Here is a 15815-nt window from a genome sequence, read left to right as displayed (position 1 = left end):
CAGCAGCTTGTCGCCTGCGGCCCCCAGCTTGGTTATACTTCCCGGCTTTCCCGAATAAATGCACAGGGTCCCGCCGCGCATGGATAAGACCTACCAGCCGCACGCCATCGAAACTTCCTGGTACAACACCTGGGAGTCCGAAAACTATTTCGCTCCACAAGGTGCAGGCGAGTCCTACACCATCATGATCCCGCCACCGAACGTGACGGGTAGCCTGCACATGGGCCACGGCTTCAACAACGCGATCATGGACGCGCTGATCCGTTTCCGCCGCATGCAAGGCCGCGACACCCTGTGGCAGCCAGGTACCGACCACGCCGGTATCGCCACGCAGATGCTGGTCGAACGCCAGCTCGAAGCCAAGGGCCAGAACCGTCACGACCTTGGCCGCGAGAAGTTCCTGGAGAAGGTCTGGGAATGGAAGGATCAGTCAGGTGGCAACATCAGCCGCCAGATCCGTCGCCTGGGTTCGTCGGTAGACTGGAGCCGCGAGCGCTTCACCATGGACGACGGCCTGTCCGAAGCAGTCAAGGAAGCCTTCGTGCGCCTGCATGAGGACGGCCTGATCTACCGCGGCAAGCGCCTGGTCAACTGGGACACCAAGCTGCACACGGCCATCTCCGACCTCGAGGTGGAAAACCACGACGAGAAGGGCCACCTGTGGAACTTGCGCTACCCGCTTGCCGATGGCGCCAAGACCGCTGAAGGCAAGGACTACCTGGTCGTCGCCACCACCCGCCCGGAGACTTTGCTGGGTGACGCCGCCGTTGCCGTCAACCCGACCGACGAGCGCTACCAGGCCCTGATCGGCAAGTTCGTCGAACTGCCGCTGGTTGGCCGCCGCATCCCGATTATCGCCGATGACTATTGCGACCCGGAGTTCGGCACCGGCTGCGTGAAGATCACCCCTGCCCACGACTTCAATGACTACGAAGTCGGCAAGCGCCACAACCTGCCGCTGCTGAACATTTTCGACAAGAACGCCCTGGTGCTGTCCGCCGCCCAGGCCTTCAACCTCGACGGCAGCGTCAACGAGCAGGTCGATACCAGCCTGCCGGCCCAGTACGCCGGCCTCGATCGCTTCGTCGCACGCAAGCAGATCGTTGCCGACCTGGATGCCCAGGGCCTGCTGGTGAGCATCGACGATCACGCCCTGAAAGTGCCGAAAGGCGACCGTTCGGGTACCGTCATCGAGCCATGGCTGACCGACCAGTGGTACGTTTCCACCAAGCCGCTGGCAGAGCCGGCCATCGAAGCCGTGGAAGATGGCCGCATCCAGTTCGTGCCCAAGCAGTACGAGAACATGTACTTCTCCTGGATGCGCGACATCCAGGACTGGTGCATCAGCCGCCAGCTGTGGTGGGGCCACCGCATTCCGGCCTGGTACGACGAGGCCGGCCAGGTCTATGTCGGCCGCAATGAAGAAGAGGTCCGCGCCAAGCACAACCTCGGCAGCGAAGTGAAACTGCGCCAGGACGACGACGTGCTCGACACCTGGTTCAGCTCGGGCCTGTGGACCTTCTCGACCCTGGGCTGGCCGGAGCAGACCGAGTTCCTGAAGAAGTTCCACAGCACTGACGTGCTGGTCACCGGCTTCGACATCATCTTCTTCTGGGTTGCGCGCATGATCATGCTGACCATGCACCTGATCAAGAACGAGGACGGCACCCCGCAGGTTCCGTTCAAGACCGTGTACGTGCACGGCCTGGTGCGCGATGGCCAGGGCCAGAAGATGTCCAAGTCCAAGGGCAACGTGCTCGACCCGCTGGACATCGTCGACGGTATCACCCTCGATGCCCTGCTGGAGAAACGCACCAGCGGCATGATGCAGCCCAAGCTGGCCGAAAAGATCGTTAAGCAGACCAAGGCCGAGTTCCCGGAGGGCATCGCCAGCTACGGCACCGACGCCCTGCGCTTCACCTTCTGCTCGCTGGCTTCGACCGGCCGCGACATCAAGTTCGACATGGGCCGCGTCGAAGGCTACCGCAACTTCTGCAACAAGATCTGGAACGCAGCCCGCTACGTGCTGGACAAGGGCGAGGACTGCGGCCAGAACGGCGAAGCCTGCGAGCTGTCGCTGGCTGACCGCTGGATCATCTCGCAATTGCAGCGCACCGAAGCCGAAGTGACCCGCCAGCTCGAGCAGTTCCGCTTCGACCTGGCCAGCCAGGCGCTATACGAGTTCATCTGGAACCAGTATTGCGACTGGTACCTGGAGCTGTCCAAGCCGGTACTGTGGGACGAAAACGCTCCGGTCGAACGCGCCCGTGGCACCCGTCGCACCCTGGTACGCGTGCTGGAAGTGGCACTGCGCCTGGCGCACCCGTTCATGCCGTTCATCACCGAAGAAATCTGGCAACGCATCGCGCCGCTGGCCGGTATCGAAGGCAAGACCATCATGCTGCAACCATGGCCGGTGGCCAATGAAAGCCGCATCGATGCTGCCGCCGAAGGTGATATCGAATGGCTCAAGGAGCTGATGGTCGGCCTGCGCAACATCCGCGCGGAGATGAACATTGGCCCGGGCAAGCCACTGCCGCTGTTCCTGAAGAACGCCAACGCCGATGACCAGCGTCGCCTGCAGGAAAACGAAGCCCTGCTGAAGAAGCTGGCCAAGGTCGAATCGTTCACCGTGCTCGGCGATGCCGACGAAGCACCGCTGTCGGCCACCGCACTGGTTGGTGACTTGCAGGTGCTGGTGCCGATGGCCGGCCTGATCGACAAGGACGCCGAGCTTGCTCGCCTGAGCAAGGAAATCCAGCGTCTGCAGGGTGAAGTCCAGCGCGTGGGTGGCAAGCTGTCGAACGCCGCCTTCGTCGACAAGGCACCGCCTGCGGTGATCGAGAAGGAACGCGCCAAGCTGGCCGAGTCCGAACAGGCCCTGGCCAACTTCACCGAGCAGCATGCGCGGATTGCAGCGCTGTAATCACTAGAGAGACCGTTGGGGCCGCTGCGCGGCCCTTTCGCGACACAAGGCCGCTCCCACAGGACGGCGCCAAACCTGAAGGCGCCGCTATCCTGTGGGAGCGGCCTTGTGTCGCGAAAGGGGCGCGAAGCGGCCCCGGGCTCCTCAAGCCACCGCTCGTATAGGGCTGGACACTGACATGACTCCGAACAAACCCACCCTGCACCCGCGCAACCGCCACCAGGGCCGCTACGACTTCCCCAGCCTGATCAAGGCCCACCCTGACCTGGCCCGCTTCACCATCACCAACCCCCACGGCAAACCCAGCATCGACTTCGCCAACCCGGAAGCCGTGCGCGTGTTCAACCGTGCCCTGCTCAAGGCGCAATACGGCATCCAGCACTGGGACATCCCGGCCGACTACCTGTGCCCGCCAATCCCCGGCCGTGCCGACTACATCCATGTGGCCGCCGACCTGCTGGCCGAGGACAATGCCGGCGAGGTCCCCGGAGGCGCCCAGGTTCGCGTGCTGGATATCGGCGTGGGCGCCAATTGCATCTACCCGCTGCTCGGCCATAGCGATTACCGTTGGCGCTTCATTGGCTCGGACATCGACCCGGTAGCGCTGGCCTCGGCCAAGGCCATCGTCCAGGCCAACGGCTTGAGCAAAGGTATCAGCCTGCGCCAGCAAGCCAACCGCAAGCACATCCTCAGCGGCCTGCTGCAAGCGGATGAACGCTTCGACCTGACCCTGTGCAACCCGCCCTTCCACGCCTCGCGTGAAGAAGCCACCCGTGGTAGCCAGCGCAAGTGGAAGAACCTTGGCAAGCAGGACCCCAAGCGCAAGTTACCGGTGCTCAACTTCGGCGGGCAGAACAACGAACTGTGGTGTGAGGGCGGCGAGATTCGCTTCGTCACCCAGCTGGTCGACGAAAGCGCGCAGTACGCACGACAGGTACTGTGGTTCACCAGCCTGGTGTCCAAAGCCAGTAACCTGCCTGGCATCGAGGCAGCGCTGAAGAAGGTCGGCGCCAAGGTCGTGCGCATCGCCGAGATGGGCCAGGGCCAGAAGCAAAGCCGCATGGTCGCCTGGAGCTTCCACGACGACAGCGCACGCCACGCCTGGCACGCCAGGCGCAAATCGCAGGCATGAAAAAACCGCGCCCGGGCAAGCCGGGCGCGGTTTCGTCAATGCGTCAAAAGATCACTTGTTGACGGCGTCGGTCAGGCCTTTGGCCGGAACGAACTTGACGACTTTCTTGGCAGCGATTTCGATGGCAGCGCCAGTCGAAGGGTTGCGACCGGTACGGGCAGGACGCTCGGAGACTTTCAGCTTGCCGATGCCTGGCAGGGTGATTTCGGCGCCGTTTTCCAGTTGGTCGGCAACGATCTGGCCCAGCTGCTCCAGCGCGTTACGAGCGGTGGTTTTTGGCGCGTCGATGGCTTCAGCGATATCGGCAATCAGTTGGTCTTTGGTCAATGCCATGGTGGTGTTCCTTCCCTATCATTCAGTAGTTATGCGGCGTGCTACGACGTTATCGGGCCAGCCCCTGTGTTCTGGAGGGCCGCGCCAATCGCGAATGTAGATACGTAAATCGGCGTTTGGTTCGACACGGCATGAGCACGCTGCCAGCAATGCGCCACATGAGGGGCGCAAGACGGCGCAAAGCTACCACAGGAATGGATAAATATCCGCTACCCGCTTCGATTTAGTGCAGGTTTTTCGGGGGTTTAAGCCGAAAACCCGTGAATTTGGACAAAAAACGAACAACCGGCATTTCCGCCAACATCCGGCCACTGCAGCGCCTGTTCTCTGGGGTAAACTGGACAACTTTTGCAGCGCGGCCTGTGGCCGCCCCAGACTCACCGAGAATTCCATGCCAATCCGTCATTGCATCGTTCACCTGATCGACAAGAAGCCCGATGGCAGCCCCGCCGTGCTCCATGCACGGGATACCGAGCTGGGCGCATCGGACGCCATCGAAAACCTCCTGGCCGACCTCAACGAAAGCTACAACGCCAAGCAAGGCAAGGCCTGGGGCTTCTTCCACGGCGAGTCCGGCGCCTACCCACTGAGCGGCTGGTTGAAACAGTACCTGGAAGACGAAAAGGACTTCACCGCGTTCAGCCGGACGGCGGTCGAGCACCTGCAGAAACTGATGGAAGAGTCCAACCTCTCCACGGGCGGCCACATCCTGTTCGCCCACTACCAGCAAGGCATGACCGACTACCTGGCCATCGCCCTGCTGCACCACAGCGAGGGCGTGGCGGTCAACGCCGAGCTGGACGTGACGCCGTCGCGCCATCTCGACCTCGGCCAGCTGCACCTGGCAGCACGCATCAACCTGTCCGAGTGGAAGAACAACCAGAACTCCAAGCAATACATCTCGTTCATCAAGGGCAAGAACGGCAAGAAGGTGTCGGATTACTTCCGCGACTTCATCGGCTGCCAGGAAGGCGTCGACGGCCCGGGCGAAACACGCACCCTGCTCAAGGCCTTCAGCGACTTCGTAGAAAGCGAGGACCTGCCGGAAGAAGCCGCCCGCGAGAAGACCCAGACCCTGGTCGAATACGCCACCACCCAGACCAAGCTGGGCGAACCGGTGACCCTGGAAGAGCTGTCGAGCCTTATCGATGAAGACCGCCCGAAGGCGTTCTACGACCACATCCGCAACAAGGACTACGGCCTGTCGCCGGAAATCCCCGCTGACAAGCGCACCCTCAACCAGTTCCGCCGCTTCACCGGGCGTGCCGAAGGCCTGTCGATCAGCTTCGAAGCGCACCTACTGGGTGACAAGGTGGAGTATGACGAGGCCGCCGGCACCCTGATCATCAAAGGCCTGCCGACCACGCTGGTGGACCAGCTCAAGCGTCGCAAGGACTGATCAGCCGGCCACATAGGAGGCCACCAGCGCCTCCTTGGCCGACTTGCGCAACTTCTTCACCAGACGTTCCTGGCGCAGCGCCTCGCCTTTGTCCGGCCACTGCTCGACATAGACCAGCGCCTGCGCCGGGCTGGTCTTGAAATAGCGGGCACCCTGGCCCTTCTGGTGGGCAGCGAAACGGCGTTGCGGGTTATCGCTGATACCGCAGTACAGCGAGCCATTGGCCGCCCGCACCAGGTACACGTACCACGGTTTGCTCTGCGGGTTTTCGGCGACTTCGTTGACGATGCTCATGGCCGACAGCTTAACCGCTCATCTTGCTTGCTGGAACGCTCGCAGCCCGTTGAAAGCCTGCTGGCGCACCTTGTTCTGCAGCATCGGCGACCAACCCAGCAACACCCCTGGCGCTCCTAGCGCCTGACGCGACCAGCGCCACAGGTCGAAGCTGTCGTCGTGCTGGCAGATCAGCCCATCGCGAATGACGAAGCGCGCCTGGATATCATTGAACACGGTACGGCCAGTCTGGCTGAACAAGTAAGTGGCCACCCAGTGCGCACAGCCGCTGCGCTCATCGGCACGGACTTGGTCGAAGGTCAGCGAGAAATCCTTGGCACGGGTGGTCAGCATGCGCCACATGTCACCCGCATCACGGCCGCGCAGGGTGCCGAACACCGGGTCGCTGAAGACGATGTCGTCGCTGTAGCAGGCTACCATCGCCTCGGCGTCCAGGCGCTGGAAGGCCTGATAGAAACGAGTAATCAGGTGGCGGTTGGCGTCAGTCATGGAAGCAGGTCCGTCCTGGGAATGGAAGCTGCACGATAATCTGCACTGCTTTCTTTCGCCAGTACCGGCCTCTTCGCGGGCACGCCCGCCCACAGGCCAGGCGCAAGTCTTGAAGCCTGTGATGACCCTGTGGGAGCGGGCGTGCCCGCGAAGAGGCCTGCGAGGCCACCCTTCATGTCAAACTTTTTCGCTGGTCACCCGCACATGCAAGGCTCGCCCGGCCCCCAAGCCAAACACGATGGCCCCCACACCCAACACCGCAAAGATCCAGCCCACCGCCGCCCAGCCTCCGGTCAGGTCATGCACCAGGCCGACCGCAAACGGGCCCATGGATGCCAGCGTATAACCCACGCCCTGAGCCATGCTCGACAGGTTCGCCGCCACATGGGCATCCTTCGAGCGCAGCACGATCAACGTCAGGGCCAAGGCGAAAGTACCGCCCTGCCCCAGCCCCAGCAGCACCGCCCAACCCCACAGCCCGTCGATGGGGGCATACAGGCAACCGAACAGCCCCGCCAAGGTGACCAGCATGACCATCACGATGGCCAGCCGCTGGTCCTTGCCGCGGGTCGCCAACCAGGGGGCGCCCAGCGAGCTGACCAGCTGCACGATGACCGAGCCGGACAGTACCAGGCCCGCTTCGGTCGGGCTCAGGCCACGACCAATGAGGATCGACGGCAACCAGCCAAAGACAATGTACGCCAGCGACGACTGCAGCCCCATGTACAGAGTTACCTGCCACGCCAGCGGGTCACGCCACAGCCCGCTTACCCGGTAGGCGACCTTGTGCAGGCCGTGCCCCTGGCGGGCTTGCGGTGACCAGACGAGCATGGCCAGCAGCGCCGGTAGCATCCAGAAGCCCAGGCCAAGGGCCCAGCTGCCACCGAAGTGTTGCGTCAGCGGCACGGTAGCCCCTGCCGCCATAGCCGCGCCCAGGCACAGGGCCATGGTATACACCCCGGTCAAGGTGCCCGCGTGCTGCGGGAAATCGCGCTTGACGATACCGGGCAACAGCACACCGATGATACCGATGCTGGCCCCGGCCAGAATGCTGCCGACGAATACGCCGACCGCCCCCAGGGCACTGCGCACCACGATCCCCAGCGCCAGGGTCAACAGGATGCCGAGGATCACCCGCTCGCTGCCGAAGCGGCGCGCGAGGACGGGTGCCAGCGGTGCAAACAGCCCGAGGCAGAGCACCGGCAAGGTGGTCAGCAGGCCGGCCTCGGAGGCATTCAGGCCCAGCCCTGCAGAGACCTGCCCGAGCACCGGCGCCATGCTCGACAATGCCGGGCGCAGGTTCAATGCCACCAGCACCAGGCCCAGCAGCAACAGCCACGGGCGCTTGAGCCTCGGCGGTTGCTGTTGCACCAGGGCATCGTCGGCCTCGGCGTCGATCAGTAGTTCTTCCAGTTCACGCTCGCGGGCAGGCGCGTCTCGGGTCAATCGTTCAGCCATGGCCTTCTCGTTTTCAAGATTCAATAAGCGTCCGGCTCAGGGCCTTGGCCCGCTCCGGGTCGCGTTGTTCGATGGCGTCGAGGATCTGCCCGTGCAGGTCGAAGGTCGCCTGGCTGCGTGGCACGGTCGCCATGTTGTGTTGCAGCGCTGCGGCCACCACACCGGAAAAGTAGCGATACAGTTCGCTCAGTGCCGGGTTGTGCGCGGCGTCGATCAGACGTTGGTGAAACACCAGGTCGCAGCTGACATAGGCATCGACATCCCCGTGAAAATGCCCGGCACTGCCCGCCAGTGCCGCGCGCAGGCCCTGCAGGTCCTCGTCGGTACGGCGCAACGCTGCCAGGCCGATAGCCTCGGATTCGAGGATGTGCCGGGTTTCGCGGGCCTGCTCCAGCGTGCAGCGCGACATGGCCAGCACGGCCTGTAGCGGGTCTTGGCAGGTGCGCAGGTAGCTGCCGTCACCTTGGCGGATTTCCACCAGGCCGCTGAATGCCAGCACGCGCATGGCTTCACGCACGGTATTGCGGCTGATACCCAGCTGCAGTGCCAGTTCCGGCTCGGTCGGCAGACGCTGGCCGACTTGCCAGTGGCCTTGCAGGATGCGCTCACGCATGCGTTCGACCGCCAGTTCGACCAGGGAGCGCTTGGTCAATTCGCTGCTCATTTCAATTCAACCAATCATCCGATGAATTCGCAGAGCTTAATGGAACGCGTTCCAGACATCAATTCAACTGGCATTTCTACCAGTTGCCAGCCGAGGGCCTGATTGCAACGCTTGGCTGACTTCCATCAAGGCACTGTTCATGTCCATCGTCAAAGTACTGCGCCTGTCTGCGCTGATTACCGCCGGTCTGCTACTCGGCCTGCTGTTCAAAGGCTGCGACGCCAGCCAAGCGCCATTGCAACCCAAGACGCTCATCATCGGGATGGACGGTGTACAGCTGCAGCGCTACGAAGAACTGGGCGACGAAACCAACCTGCAGCGCCTGTTCTACGGCAAAGCCTATGCCGGAGGTGTCACCGGCCGCGCCAGCGAACAAGCGACTGACAGTGGGCCCGGCTGGATAACCCTGCTCACCGGCGTATGGGCCAACAAGCATGGAGTGACCTCAAATGCCGAATCCTTGCGGGTCAACCCGCAGTTCCCAAGCCTGTTCAAACGGCTGCGTCATGCCCTGCCAAATGCCTACCTCGCCAGTGTCGTCAACTGGTCGCCGATCAACACGGCCTTCCTGCTGGAGGACGCGCAAGGCAACAATGTACGCGAAAGCGGCCTGAGCGATGAGCAAGTCACCGCCCGGACCCTGGACATCCTCGAACACACACCAGCCGACTTCACCTTCATTCAACTCGACGAGCCAGTTGAAGCTGGCCACACCAGTGGTTTCGGCTCGGCCTACCTGTTCGCACTGCGTGAAGCCGACGACAGACTGGGGCGGCTTTTGGACAAGGTCGAGGCGCGGGCGTACAAGAATCCGCAGGAGGACTGGCTGGTGATCGTCTGCAGCAGCGACGGCAGTGATTATCAGGATTCAAGCCACGGCGAAGTGACAGAACAGGAGAAGACGGCGCTCATTGCCAGCAACAAGCCCTGGAACGAGGAATGGATCCGTCCCGGCAGTGCAGATGACACCCCGCGTCATGGCTCTGCCGCGCTGACGTCGGTCGCCCCGACTGTGCTCAGGCACATGGGGCTAGACCTGCTGCCGCAATGGGAGCTCGATGGCACGCCACTCCCAGTCGTTAGCGGTGCACGCAACGCACGGGCTACTGGAGGCGATGCCAAGGCACGGTGATCACAGAGAAAAATCACCGCGTGTCGAGAAAGTGCTGCCCCACCAGCAGGAGCGGCGCACCCGCTCCTGCTGCTCACCGCAATCAGTCCAGCGCGTCGACCAACGCCTGGTTCATCTCTGGCGTGCCGATGGTGATACGCAGGAACTGGGCAATCCGCTCCTGCTTGAAGTGACGCACGATCACCCCTTGTTCACGCAGGCGCGCCGCCAACTGCGCGGCATCCTGCTGCGGGTGGCGGGCAAAGATGAAGTTGGCCGCCGATGGCAGCACCTCGAAGCCCTTTGCAACCAGCTGCTCGACCAATGTCTCACGGCTGTCAATCACCTTGCGGCGGGTTTCCTCGAAGTAGGCCTGATCTTCGAACGCCGCCGCTGCCCCGACGATGGCCATGCGGTCGAGCGGATAGGAGTTGAAGCTGTTCTTGATCCGCTCCAGCGCCTCGATCAGGTCCGGATGGCCGACGGCCAGGCCCACTCGGAGTCCAGCCAGCGAACGCGACTTGGACAAGGTCTGGGTGACCAGCAGGTTGTCGTAGCGATCGACCAGGCTGATGGCAGTCTCGCCGCCAAAGTCAATGTAAGCCTCATCCACCACCACCACCGAATCACGGTTGGCTTGCAGCAGCTGTTCGATCGCTTGCAGAGGCAGCAGGCAACCGGTGGGTGCGTTAGGGTTGGGGAAGATGATCCCGGCATTGGGCTTGGCGTAATCGGCGACGCGGATCTGGAACTGCTCATCCAGCGCCACCTGCTCGAAGGCAATGCCGTAAAGGCCGCAATAGACCGGATAGAAGCTGTAGCTGACATCCGGGAACAGCAGTGGACCGCGATCGTGCTGGAACAGACCGTGGAAGATGTGGGCCAGCACCTCGTCCGAGCCGTTGCCGACGAAAACCTGGGCCGGGGTGACGCCGTAGTACTCGGCCACGGCGTGCTTGAGCCGGTCGCTGTTCGGGTCCGGATACAGACGCAGGTTATCGTTCAGCTCGCCGCGCATGGCCTCCAGCGCCCTGGGCGAGGGGCCATAAGGGTTCTCGTTGGTGTTCAGCTTGACCAGGCGGGCCAGCTTTGGCTGTTCGCCCGGCACGTAAGGCACCAGCGCCTTGACGAAGGGGCTCCAGAATCGACTCATGTTCAGTTCCCCTTGTCTTGGGTCAGGATACGGTATTCAGCGCTGCGGGCGTGGGCGGTCAGCGACTCGCCACGGGCCAGCACCGAGGCGGTGTGGCCAAGCTCGGATGCGCCCTGTTCGGAACAGAAGATGATCGACGAACGCTTCTGGAAGTCATACACCCCGAGCGGCGACGAGAAGCGTGCGGTGCCGGAAGTCGGCAACACGTGGTTGGGGCCGGCGCAGTAATCGCCCAGTGCTTCGCTGGTGTGGCGACCCATGAAGATCGCGCCCGCGTGGCGAATCTGAGGCAGCCAGGCCTGCGGGTCGGCAACCGACAGCTCCAGATGCTCGGGAGCGATGCGGTTGGCCACTTCGATGGCCTGCTGCATGTCGCGCACCTGGATCAGCGCCCCACGGCCGTTGACCGACTTTTCGATGATCTCGGCCCGTTCCATGGTCGGCAGCAGCTTGTCGATGCTGGCGGCCACGCGGTCGAGGAAAGCGGCATCCGGGCTGACCAGGATGGCCTGGGCGTCTTCGTCGTGCTCGGCCTGAGAGAACAGGTCCATGGCGATCCAGTCCGGGTCGGTCTGGCCGTCGCACACCACGAGGATTTCCGACGGGCCGGCGATCATGTCGATACCGACCTGGCCGAACACGTGGCGCTTGGCGGTAGCCACATAGATGTTGCCAGGGCCGACGATCTTGTCTACCTGCGGCACGCTTTCGGTGCCATAGGCCAGTGCGGCAACGGCCTGCGCTCCACCGACGGTGAACACGCGGTCGACGCCGGCGATGCAGGCAGCGGCCAGCACCAGTTCATTGACCTCGCCACGCGGGGTCGGCACCACCATCACCACTTCGGTGACGCCAGCGACCTTGGCCGGAATCGCGTTCATCAGCACCGACGAGGGGTACGACGCCTTGCCGCCGGGCACGTACAGGCCGGCACGGTCCAGCGGGGTGACCTTCTGGCCGAGCACGGTGCCGTCGGCTTCGGTGTACTGCCAGGAGTCCTGCTTCTGCCGTTCGTGGTACATGCGTACGCGATTGGCGGCCTTCTCCAGGGCTTCACGCTGGCTGTCGGTGATGCGGGTCAGGGCCAGTTCCAGGCGCTCGCGGCCAAGGATCAGGTCATCGATGCTTTTGGCGTCAACACCGTCGAAGCGCTGGGTGAATTCCACCAGCGCGGCGTCACCGCGCTCACGCACCGCCTTGATGATGTCGAGCACGCGCTGGTTGACCGCGTCATCGGACACACTTTCCCAGCTCAGCAGATGATCCAGATGTCGGGCGAAATCCGGATCAGCGGCGTTGAGACGGGCAATTGCAGTGGACACGGTCATGGCGAGGGCCTCGATTATTAGCGAATGCTCAGGCGCCCTAGGCTACCAGTCCATCCGCGCGGGCACCCGAGAAAAATGGCTATGACGCGGATAGACGGGCGCGACAGCCGAAGCCGCGCGCAGTAGGTAGAGAATTAGCCGCGGTGTCGCGATTCGACCGCTCCGCGCAGCGTGTCGATCAGGCTCTGGATGCGGGCGTGCTGCATCTTCATGGAAGCTTTGTTGACCACCAGGCGCGAGCTGATCGTGGCGATCAGTTCCTGAGGCTCCAGGCCGTTGGCGCGCAAGGTGTTGCCAGTGTCGACCACGTCGATGATCTTGTCGGCAAGATTGATCAGCGGTGCCAGCTCCATCGAACCATACAGCTTGATGATGTCGACCTGGCGGCCCTGCTCGGCGTAATAACGCTTGGCGACATTGACGAACTTGGTGGCGACGCGCAGGCGGCCCTTCGGCTCGGGCGCACCGACCGCACCGGCGGTCATCAGCTTGCACTTGGCGATCTGCAGGTCCAGCGGCTCATACAGGCCCTGGCCGCCGTACTCCATCAGCACGTCCTTGCCAGCCACACCGAGGTCGGCGGCACCGTGCTCGACATAGGTCGGCACGTCGGTGGCACGCACGATCAGCAGGCGCACGTCGTCCTGCGTGGTGGGGATGATCAGCTTGCGGCTCTTGTCCGGATTCTCGGTCGGCACGATACCGGCCTCGGCCAGCAACGGCAGGGTATCGTCGAGAATACGGCCTTTGGAAAGCGCGATGGTCAACATTGGAACGTCGGTCCTTAAGCGGCTACTGCCGGCCGGGCTGCGACAGCCCGACCGCATTCAATTCGTTGTGGGAGCGGGCTTGCCCGCGAACACCGGTAAAGCCGTTGCCATGCAACGCGGCGGCTTCTTCGCGGGACAAGCCCGCTCCCACATGCAGACTATCAGCCCGGTACGCGGCGGATCTTTGCGCCGAGCATCTGCAGTTTTTCTTCGATGCACTCGTAACCACGGTCGATGTGGTAGATGCGGTCGATCAGGGTATCGCCTTCGGCGACCAGCGCCGACAGTACCAGGCTGGCGGATGCCCGCAGGTCGGTGGCCATGACCGGAGCACCCTTGAGTGCCGGCACGCCGGTGACGATCGCGGTATTGCCTTCAACCTGGATCTGCGCGCCCATGCGGTGCATTTCGTACACGTGCATGAAGCGGTTTTCGAAGATCGTCTCGATGACCGCGCCGGTGCCCTCGGCGATGGCGTTCAGCGAGATGAACTGCGCCTGCATGTCGGTCGGGAAAGCCGGGTACGGCGCGGTACGCAGGTTGACGGCCTTCGGCCGCTTGCCGTGCATGTCCAGCTCGATCCAGTCTTCACCGGTGGTGAGGTCGGCGCCCGCTTCCTTCAGCTTCTCCAGCACGGCTTCGAGGATGGTCGGGTCGGTGTCCTTGACCTTGACGCGACCGCCGGTCACGGCAGCGGCGACCAGGTAGGTGCCAGTCTCGATACGGTCAGGCATGACGCGGTAATGTGCCGACGCCAGGCGCTCGACGCCATCGATGGTGATGGTGTCGGTACCGGCGCCCTGGACCTTGCCGCCCATGGCGTTGATGAAGTTGGCCAGGTCGACCACTTCAGGCTCACGCGCGGCGTTTTGCAGCACGCTGCGGCCTTTGGCCAGGGCAGCAGCCATCATGATGTTCTCGGTACCGGTCACGCTGACGGTGTCGAAGAAGAAGTGCGCGCCGCGCAGGCCGCCTTCAGGCGCCTTGGCCTTGATGTAGCCGCCTTCGACTTCGATCTTCGCGCCCATGGCCTCGAGCCCGCGGATGTGCAGGTCGACCGGGCGCGAACCGATGGCACAGCCACCTGGCAGGGCCACTTCGGCTTCACCGAAACGCGCCACCATGGGGCCGAGCACCAGGATCGAGGCGCGCATGGTCTTGACCAGCTCGTAAGGGGCTACCAGGGTCTTGATGGTACGCGGGTCGATTTCCACCGCCAGCTTTTCGTCGATCACAGGCTCGATGCCCATGCGCCCGAACAGCTCGATCATGGTGGTGATGTCGTGCAGGTGAGGCAGGTTTCCCACGGTGACCGGGCCATCGGCAAGCAGGGTCGCTGCCAGGATCGGCAGGGCCGCGTTCTTCGCGCCGGAAATGCGGATCTCGCCGTCGAGACGAGCGCCGCCAGTAATAATCAGTTTGTCCATTGGTGTCTCGCCGCCACGTTGGCTCAGGTGCGCTCAGCCCAGGCTGCGCTGCTGAAAAATTTCATGGTTACCGCATGGATGCTGCCATTGGCGATCCACGGATTCAGGTGAGCATAGATCGCCTGCTGACGTTTGACCGGGCTCAGGCCAGCCAACTCGTCGCTGATCACGTTCAACTGGAAGTTGCAGCCTTCGCCTTCAACTTCGACCCGGGATCCCGGCAATTTCTCTTCAAGGAAGCTCTTAACTTCTACGGCCTGCATGCTCAACCTCAATCGGCGCCCGATGCGCACGGGTCGGCCATCATACAAAAAAGCCCCTCGCCTGCGAAGCCCAACGAAAGGGCGCGCGACCGAGGGGCCTCTCATCACTGCCAAGCCATCAGCTTGCCAGCACCTCATCGAGGTCATAAACCCCGGCGATTTCCCGCATGTCGTCAGGCATGCCACGCACCTCGACGGCCTTGCCGGCGGCCTGGGCGTCACGAATGAACGCCAGCAGCAGCGACAGGCCAACGCTGGTGGAGCGCACCACGGCCGAGCAGTCCAGCAGCAGACGCGCTTCACGGCAGGCGCCGATCAGCGCCTTACCCTGCTTGCGCAGGGCTGGCCCGCTGCGGTAATCCAGTTCACCGGCCAGGCACAGCACGCCAGGCTCGGCCATGGTTACAGCGGCCTCGCTCATTTGACGGTCTTCTCTGGCGAGTTGTCGGCAGCTTCCTTGGCCTTGGCCACTTCGCCGGCCCAGCCGTCGATGGTCTTGTCCAGATCGTTGCCATTACGCTGCATGGCATCGGCGAACTGGTCGCGGAACAGCTTGCCGATGTTGATGCCGTTGACGATGACGTTGCGTACCTTCCACTCGCCGCCAAGGTTCTCCAGGGTGTACTGCACCGGATAGACCGCCCCGTTGTTGCCGGTCACCTTCATGCCCACACTGGCGCGCTTGCCGTCATCAGCCTTGGCCGGGTCGACGCTGATGCCCTGGTTGTTGTACTCCAGCAGCGCGTTGCCATAGAACTGGAACAGGCTGCGCTTGAAGTTCTCCTGGAAGCGCTGAATCTGCGCAGGAGTGGCCTTGCGCGAGTACTTGACGGTCATGATGCTTTTCGAGATGCCTTCAGCATCCACTACCGGACCGAGAATGCGGTTGAGCGCATCGTAGAAGGCATTCGGGTTGGTCTTGTACTGCTCTTTGTTGGCCTTGAGGTCGCTGAGCAGCTCAGTGGTAGTGCTCTGGACCACCTCGTGCGGCGACTGCGCGGCCAGGGCCATCAGGGGGAAGGCCGCCAGCAGCACCAGCAGGCCACGTCGCAGGATCGAAATCATGGA

15 protein-coding genes and 1 pseudogene are annotated in these 15815 nt (G+C 63.1%); 4 read left to right on the top strand and 12 right to left on the bottom strand.

Annotated elements, in window-relative coordinates:
- Window positions 1-79: 79 nt before the first annotated feature.
- Window positions 80-2926, top strand: a complete 2847-nt coding sequence (locus tag CQW31_RS08895; RefSeq protein ID WP_099814316.1) for a valine--tRNA ligase — start codon at window positions 80-82, stop codon at window positions 2924-2926.
- Between the two features lie 178 nt (window positions 2927-3104).
- The gene (gene rlmF, locus CQW31_RS08890; protein WP_099814315.1) at window positions 3105-4058 is read left to right on the top strand and encodes a 23S rRNA (adenine(1618)-N(6))-methyltransferase RlmF; all 954 of its coding nucleotides are present in this window, start codon (window positions 3105-3107) and stop codon (window positions 4056-4058) included.
- A 51-nt stretch (window positions 4059-4109) separates the two neighbouring features.
- Here rlmF and CQW31_RS08885 read toward each other — a convergent pair whose 3' ends face one another.
- Entirely contained in the window at window positions 4110-4391 is a 282-nt protein-coding gene (locus tag CQW31_RS08885) for an HU family DNA-binding protein (protein ID WP_027920195.1), read from the bottom strand.
- Between the two features lie 391 nt (window positions 4392-4782).
- Between CQW31_RS08885 and yejK the strand changes: the two genes are divergently transcribed.
- Entirely contained in the window at window positions 4783-5790 is a 1008-nt protein-coding gene (yejK, locus tag CQW31_RS08880; RefSeq protein ID WP_054885967.1) for a nucleoid-associated protein YejK, read from the top strand.
- Here the strand turns inward: yejK and CQW31_RS08875 are convergent, their stop codons facing one another.
- The 4 genes from CQW31_RS08875 to CQW31_RS08860 all read right to left on the bottom strand — a co-directional run bounded on the left by CQW31_RS08875 (window position 5791) and on the right by CQW31_RS08860 (window position 8695).
- On the bottom strand, window positions 5791-6084 hold the full coding sequence (locus CQW31_RS08875; RefSeq protein WP_054885966.1) for a GIY-YIG nuclease family protein: 294 nt from the start codon (window positions 6082-6084) through the stop codon (window positions 5791-5793).
- Between the two features lie 18 nt (window positions 6085-6102).
- A complete protein-coding gene (locus CQW31_RS08870) occupies window positions 6103-6573 on the bottom strand; it encodes a nuclear transport factor 2 family protein (protein WP_099814314.1) in 471 nt (156 codons plus the stop codon).
- 177 nt (window positions 6574-6750) lie between these two features.
- Entirely contained in the window at window positions 6751-8031 is a 1281-nt protein-coding gene (locus tag CQW31_RS08865; RefSeq protein ID WP_054885964.1) for an MFS transporter, read from the bottom strand.
- 13 nt (window positions 8032-8044) lie between these two features.
- Window positions 8045-8695 (bottom strand): FadR/GntR family transcriptional regulator, encoded by a 651-nt coding sequence (locus CQW31_RS08860; protein WP_054885963.1) that lies wholly within the window; start codon window positions 8693-8695, stop codon window positions 8045-8047.
- A gap of 157 nt (window positions 8696-8852) precedes the next feature.
- Here CQW31_RS08860 and CQW31_RS08855 point away from each other — a divergent pair.
- A pseudogene (locus tag CQW31_RS08855) lies at window positions 8853-9824 on the top strand (alkaline phosphatase family protein); the annotation flags it as partial.
- An 85-nt stretch (window positions 9825-9909) separates the two neighbouring features.
- On the opposite strand, the gene hisC reads toward CQW31_RS08855, so the two are convergent.
- From hisC to CQW31_RS08820, 7 genes are all read right to left on the bottom strand, one after another.
- Complete coding sequence (gene hisC / locus CQW31_RS08850) at window positions 9910-10959, bottom strand: histidinol-phosphate transaminase (RefSeq protein WP_099814313.1); 1050 nt, start codon at window positions 10957-10959, stop codon at window positions 9910-9912.
- 2 nt (window positions 10960-10961) lie between these two features.
- Window positions 10962-12287: a histidinol dehydrogenase gene (gene hisD / locus CQW31_RS08845; protein WP_054885961.1), complete on the bottom strand. Its 1326-nt coding sequence runs from the start codon at window positions 12285-12287 to the stop codon at window positions 10962-10964.
- Window positions 12288-12421: 134 nt separating this feature from the next.
- Window positions 12422-13057 carry an ATP phosphoribosyltransferase gene (gene hisG, locus CQW31_RS08840; RefSeq protein WP_054885960.1) on the bottom strand — a complete coding sequence of 212 codons (636 nt, stop codon included), beginning with the start codon at window positions 13055-13057 and terminating at the stop codon, window positions 12422-12424.
- 161 nt (window positions 13058-13218) lie between these two features.
- Window positions 13219-14484 (bottom strand): UDP-N-acetylglucosamine 1-carboxyvinyltransferase, encoded by a 1266-nt coding sequence (gene murA, locus CQW31_RS08835; RefSeq protein WP_054885959.1) that lies wholly within the window; start codon window positions 14482-14484, stop codon window positions 13219-13221.
- Between the two features lie 23 nt (window positions 14485-14507).
- The gene (locus CQW31_RS08830) at window positions 14508-14747 is read right to left on the bottom strand and encodes a BolA family protein (protein ID WP_003255121.1); all 240 of its coding nucleotides are present in this window, start codon (window positions 14745-14747) and stop codon (window positions 14508-14510) included.
- Window positions 14748-14865: 118 nt separating this feature from the next.
- The gene (locus CQW31_RS08825; protein ID WP_054885958.1) at window positions 14866-15168 is read right to left on the bottom strand and encodes a lipid asymmetry maintenance protein MlaB; all 303 of its coding nucleotides are present in this window, start codon (window positions 15166-15168) and stop codon (window positions 14866-14868) included.
- Window positions 15165-15812 (bottom strand): phospholipid-binding protein MlaC, encoded by a 648-nt coding sequence (locus CQW31_RS08820; protein WP_054885957.1) that lies wholly within the window; start codon window positions 15810-15812, stop codon window positions 15165-15167. Before CQW31_RS08820 ends, CQW31_RS08825 begins: the two co-directional genes overlap by 4 nt.
- Window positions 15813-15815 lie beyond the last annotated feature (3 nt).

The sequence above is a fragment of the Pseudomonas sp. 382 genome (assembly GCF_002759075.1).
Classification (GTDB): domain Bacteria; phylum Pseudomonadota; class Gammaproteobacteria; order Pseudomonadales; family Pseudomonadaceae; genus Aquipseudomonas; species Aquipseudomonas vlassakiae.
This window is presented reverse-complemented; position numbering and strand designations above follow the sequence as displayed.

Bases quoted from the DNA above. Each gene is read 5' to 3' on its own strand.
- CQW31_RS08895 (WP_099814316.1), top strand. From the start codon at position 80: ATGGATAAGACCTACCAGCCGCACGCCATCGAAACTTCCTGGTACAAC.
- rlmF (WP_099814315.1), top strand. From the start codon at position 3,105: ATGACTCCGAACAAACCCACCCTGCACCCGCGCAACCGCCACCAGGGC.
- CQW31_RS08885 (WP_027920195.1), bottom strand. From the start codon at position 4,391: ATGGCATTGACCAAAGACCAACTGATTGCCGATATCGCTGAAGCCATC.
- yejK (WP_054885967.1), top strand. From the start codon at position 4,783: ATGCCAATCCGTCATTGCATCGTTCACCTGATCGACAAGAAGCCCGAT.
- CQW31_RS08875 (WP_054885966.1), bottom strand. From the start codon at position 6,084: ATGAGCATCGTCAACGAAGTCGCCGAAAACCCGCAGAGCAAACCGTGG.
- CQW31_RS08870 (WP_099814314.1), bottom strand. From the start codon at position 6,573: ATGACTGACGCCAACCGCCACCTGATTACTCGTTTCTATCAGGCCTTC.
- CQW31_RS08865 (WP_054885964.1), bottom strand. From the start codon at position 8,031: ATGGCTGAACGATTGACCCGAGACGCGCCTGCCCGCGAGCGTGAACTG.
- CQW31_RS08860 (WP_054885963.1), bottom strand. From the start codon at position 8,695: ATGAGCAGCGAATTGACCAAGCGCTCCCTGGTCGAACTGGCGGTCGAA.
- hisC (WP_099814313.1), bottom strand. From the start codon at position 10,959: ATGAGTCGATTCTGGAGCCCCTTCGTCAAGGCGCTGGTGCCTTACGTG.
- hisD (WP_054885961.1), bottom strand. From the start codon at position 12,287: ATGACCGTGTCCACTGCAATTGCCCGTCTCAACGCCGCTGATCCGGAT.
- hisG (WP_054885960.1), bottom strand. From the start codon at position 13,057: ATGTTGACCATCGCGCTTTCCAAAGGCCGTATTCTCGACGATACCCTG.
- murA (WP_054885959.1), bottom strand. From the start codon at position 14,484: ATGGACAAACTGATTATTACTGGCGGCGCTCGTCTCGACGGCGAGATC.
- CQW31_RS08830 (WP_003255121.1), bottom strand. From the start codon at position 14,747: ATGCAGGCCGTAGAAGTTAAGAGCTTCCTTGAAGAGAAATTGCCGGGA.
- CQW31_RS08825 (WP_054885958.1), bottom strand. From the start codon at position 15,168: ATGAGCGAGGCCGCTGTAACCATGGCCGAGCCTGGCGTGCTGTGCCTG.
- CQW31_RS08820 (WP_054885957.1), bottom strand. From the start codon at position 15,812: ATGATTTCGATCCTGCGACGTGGCCTGCTGGTGCTGCTGGCGGCCTTC.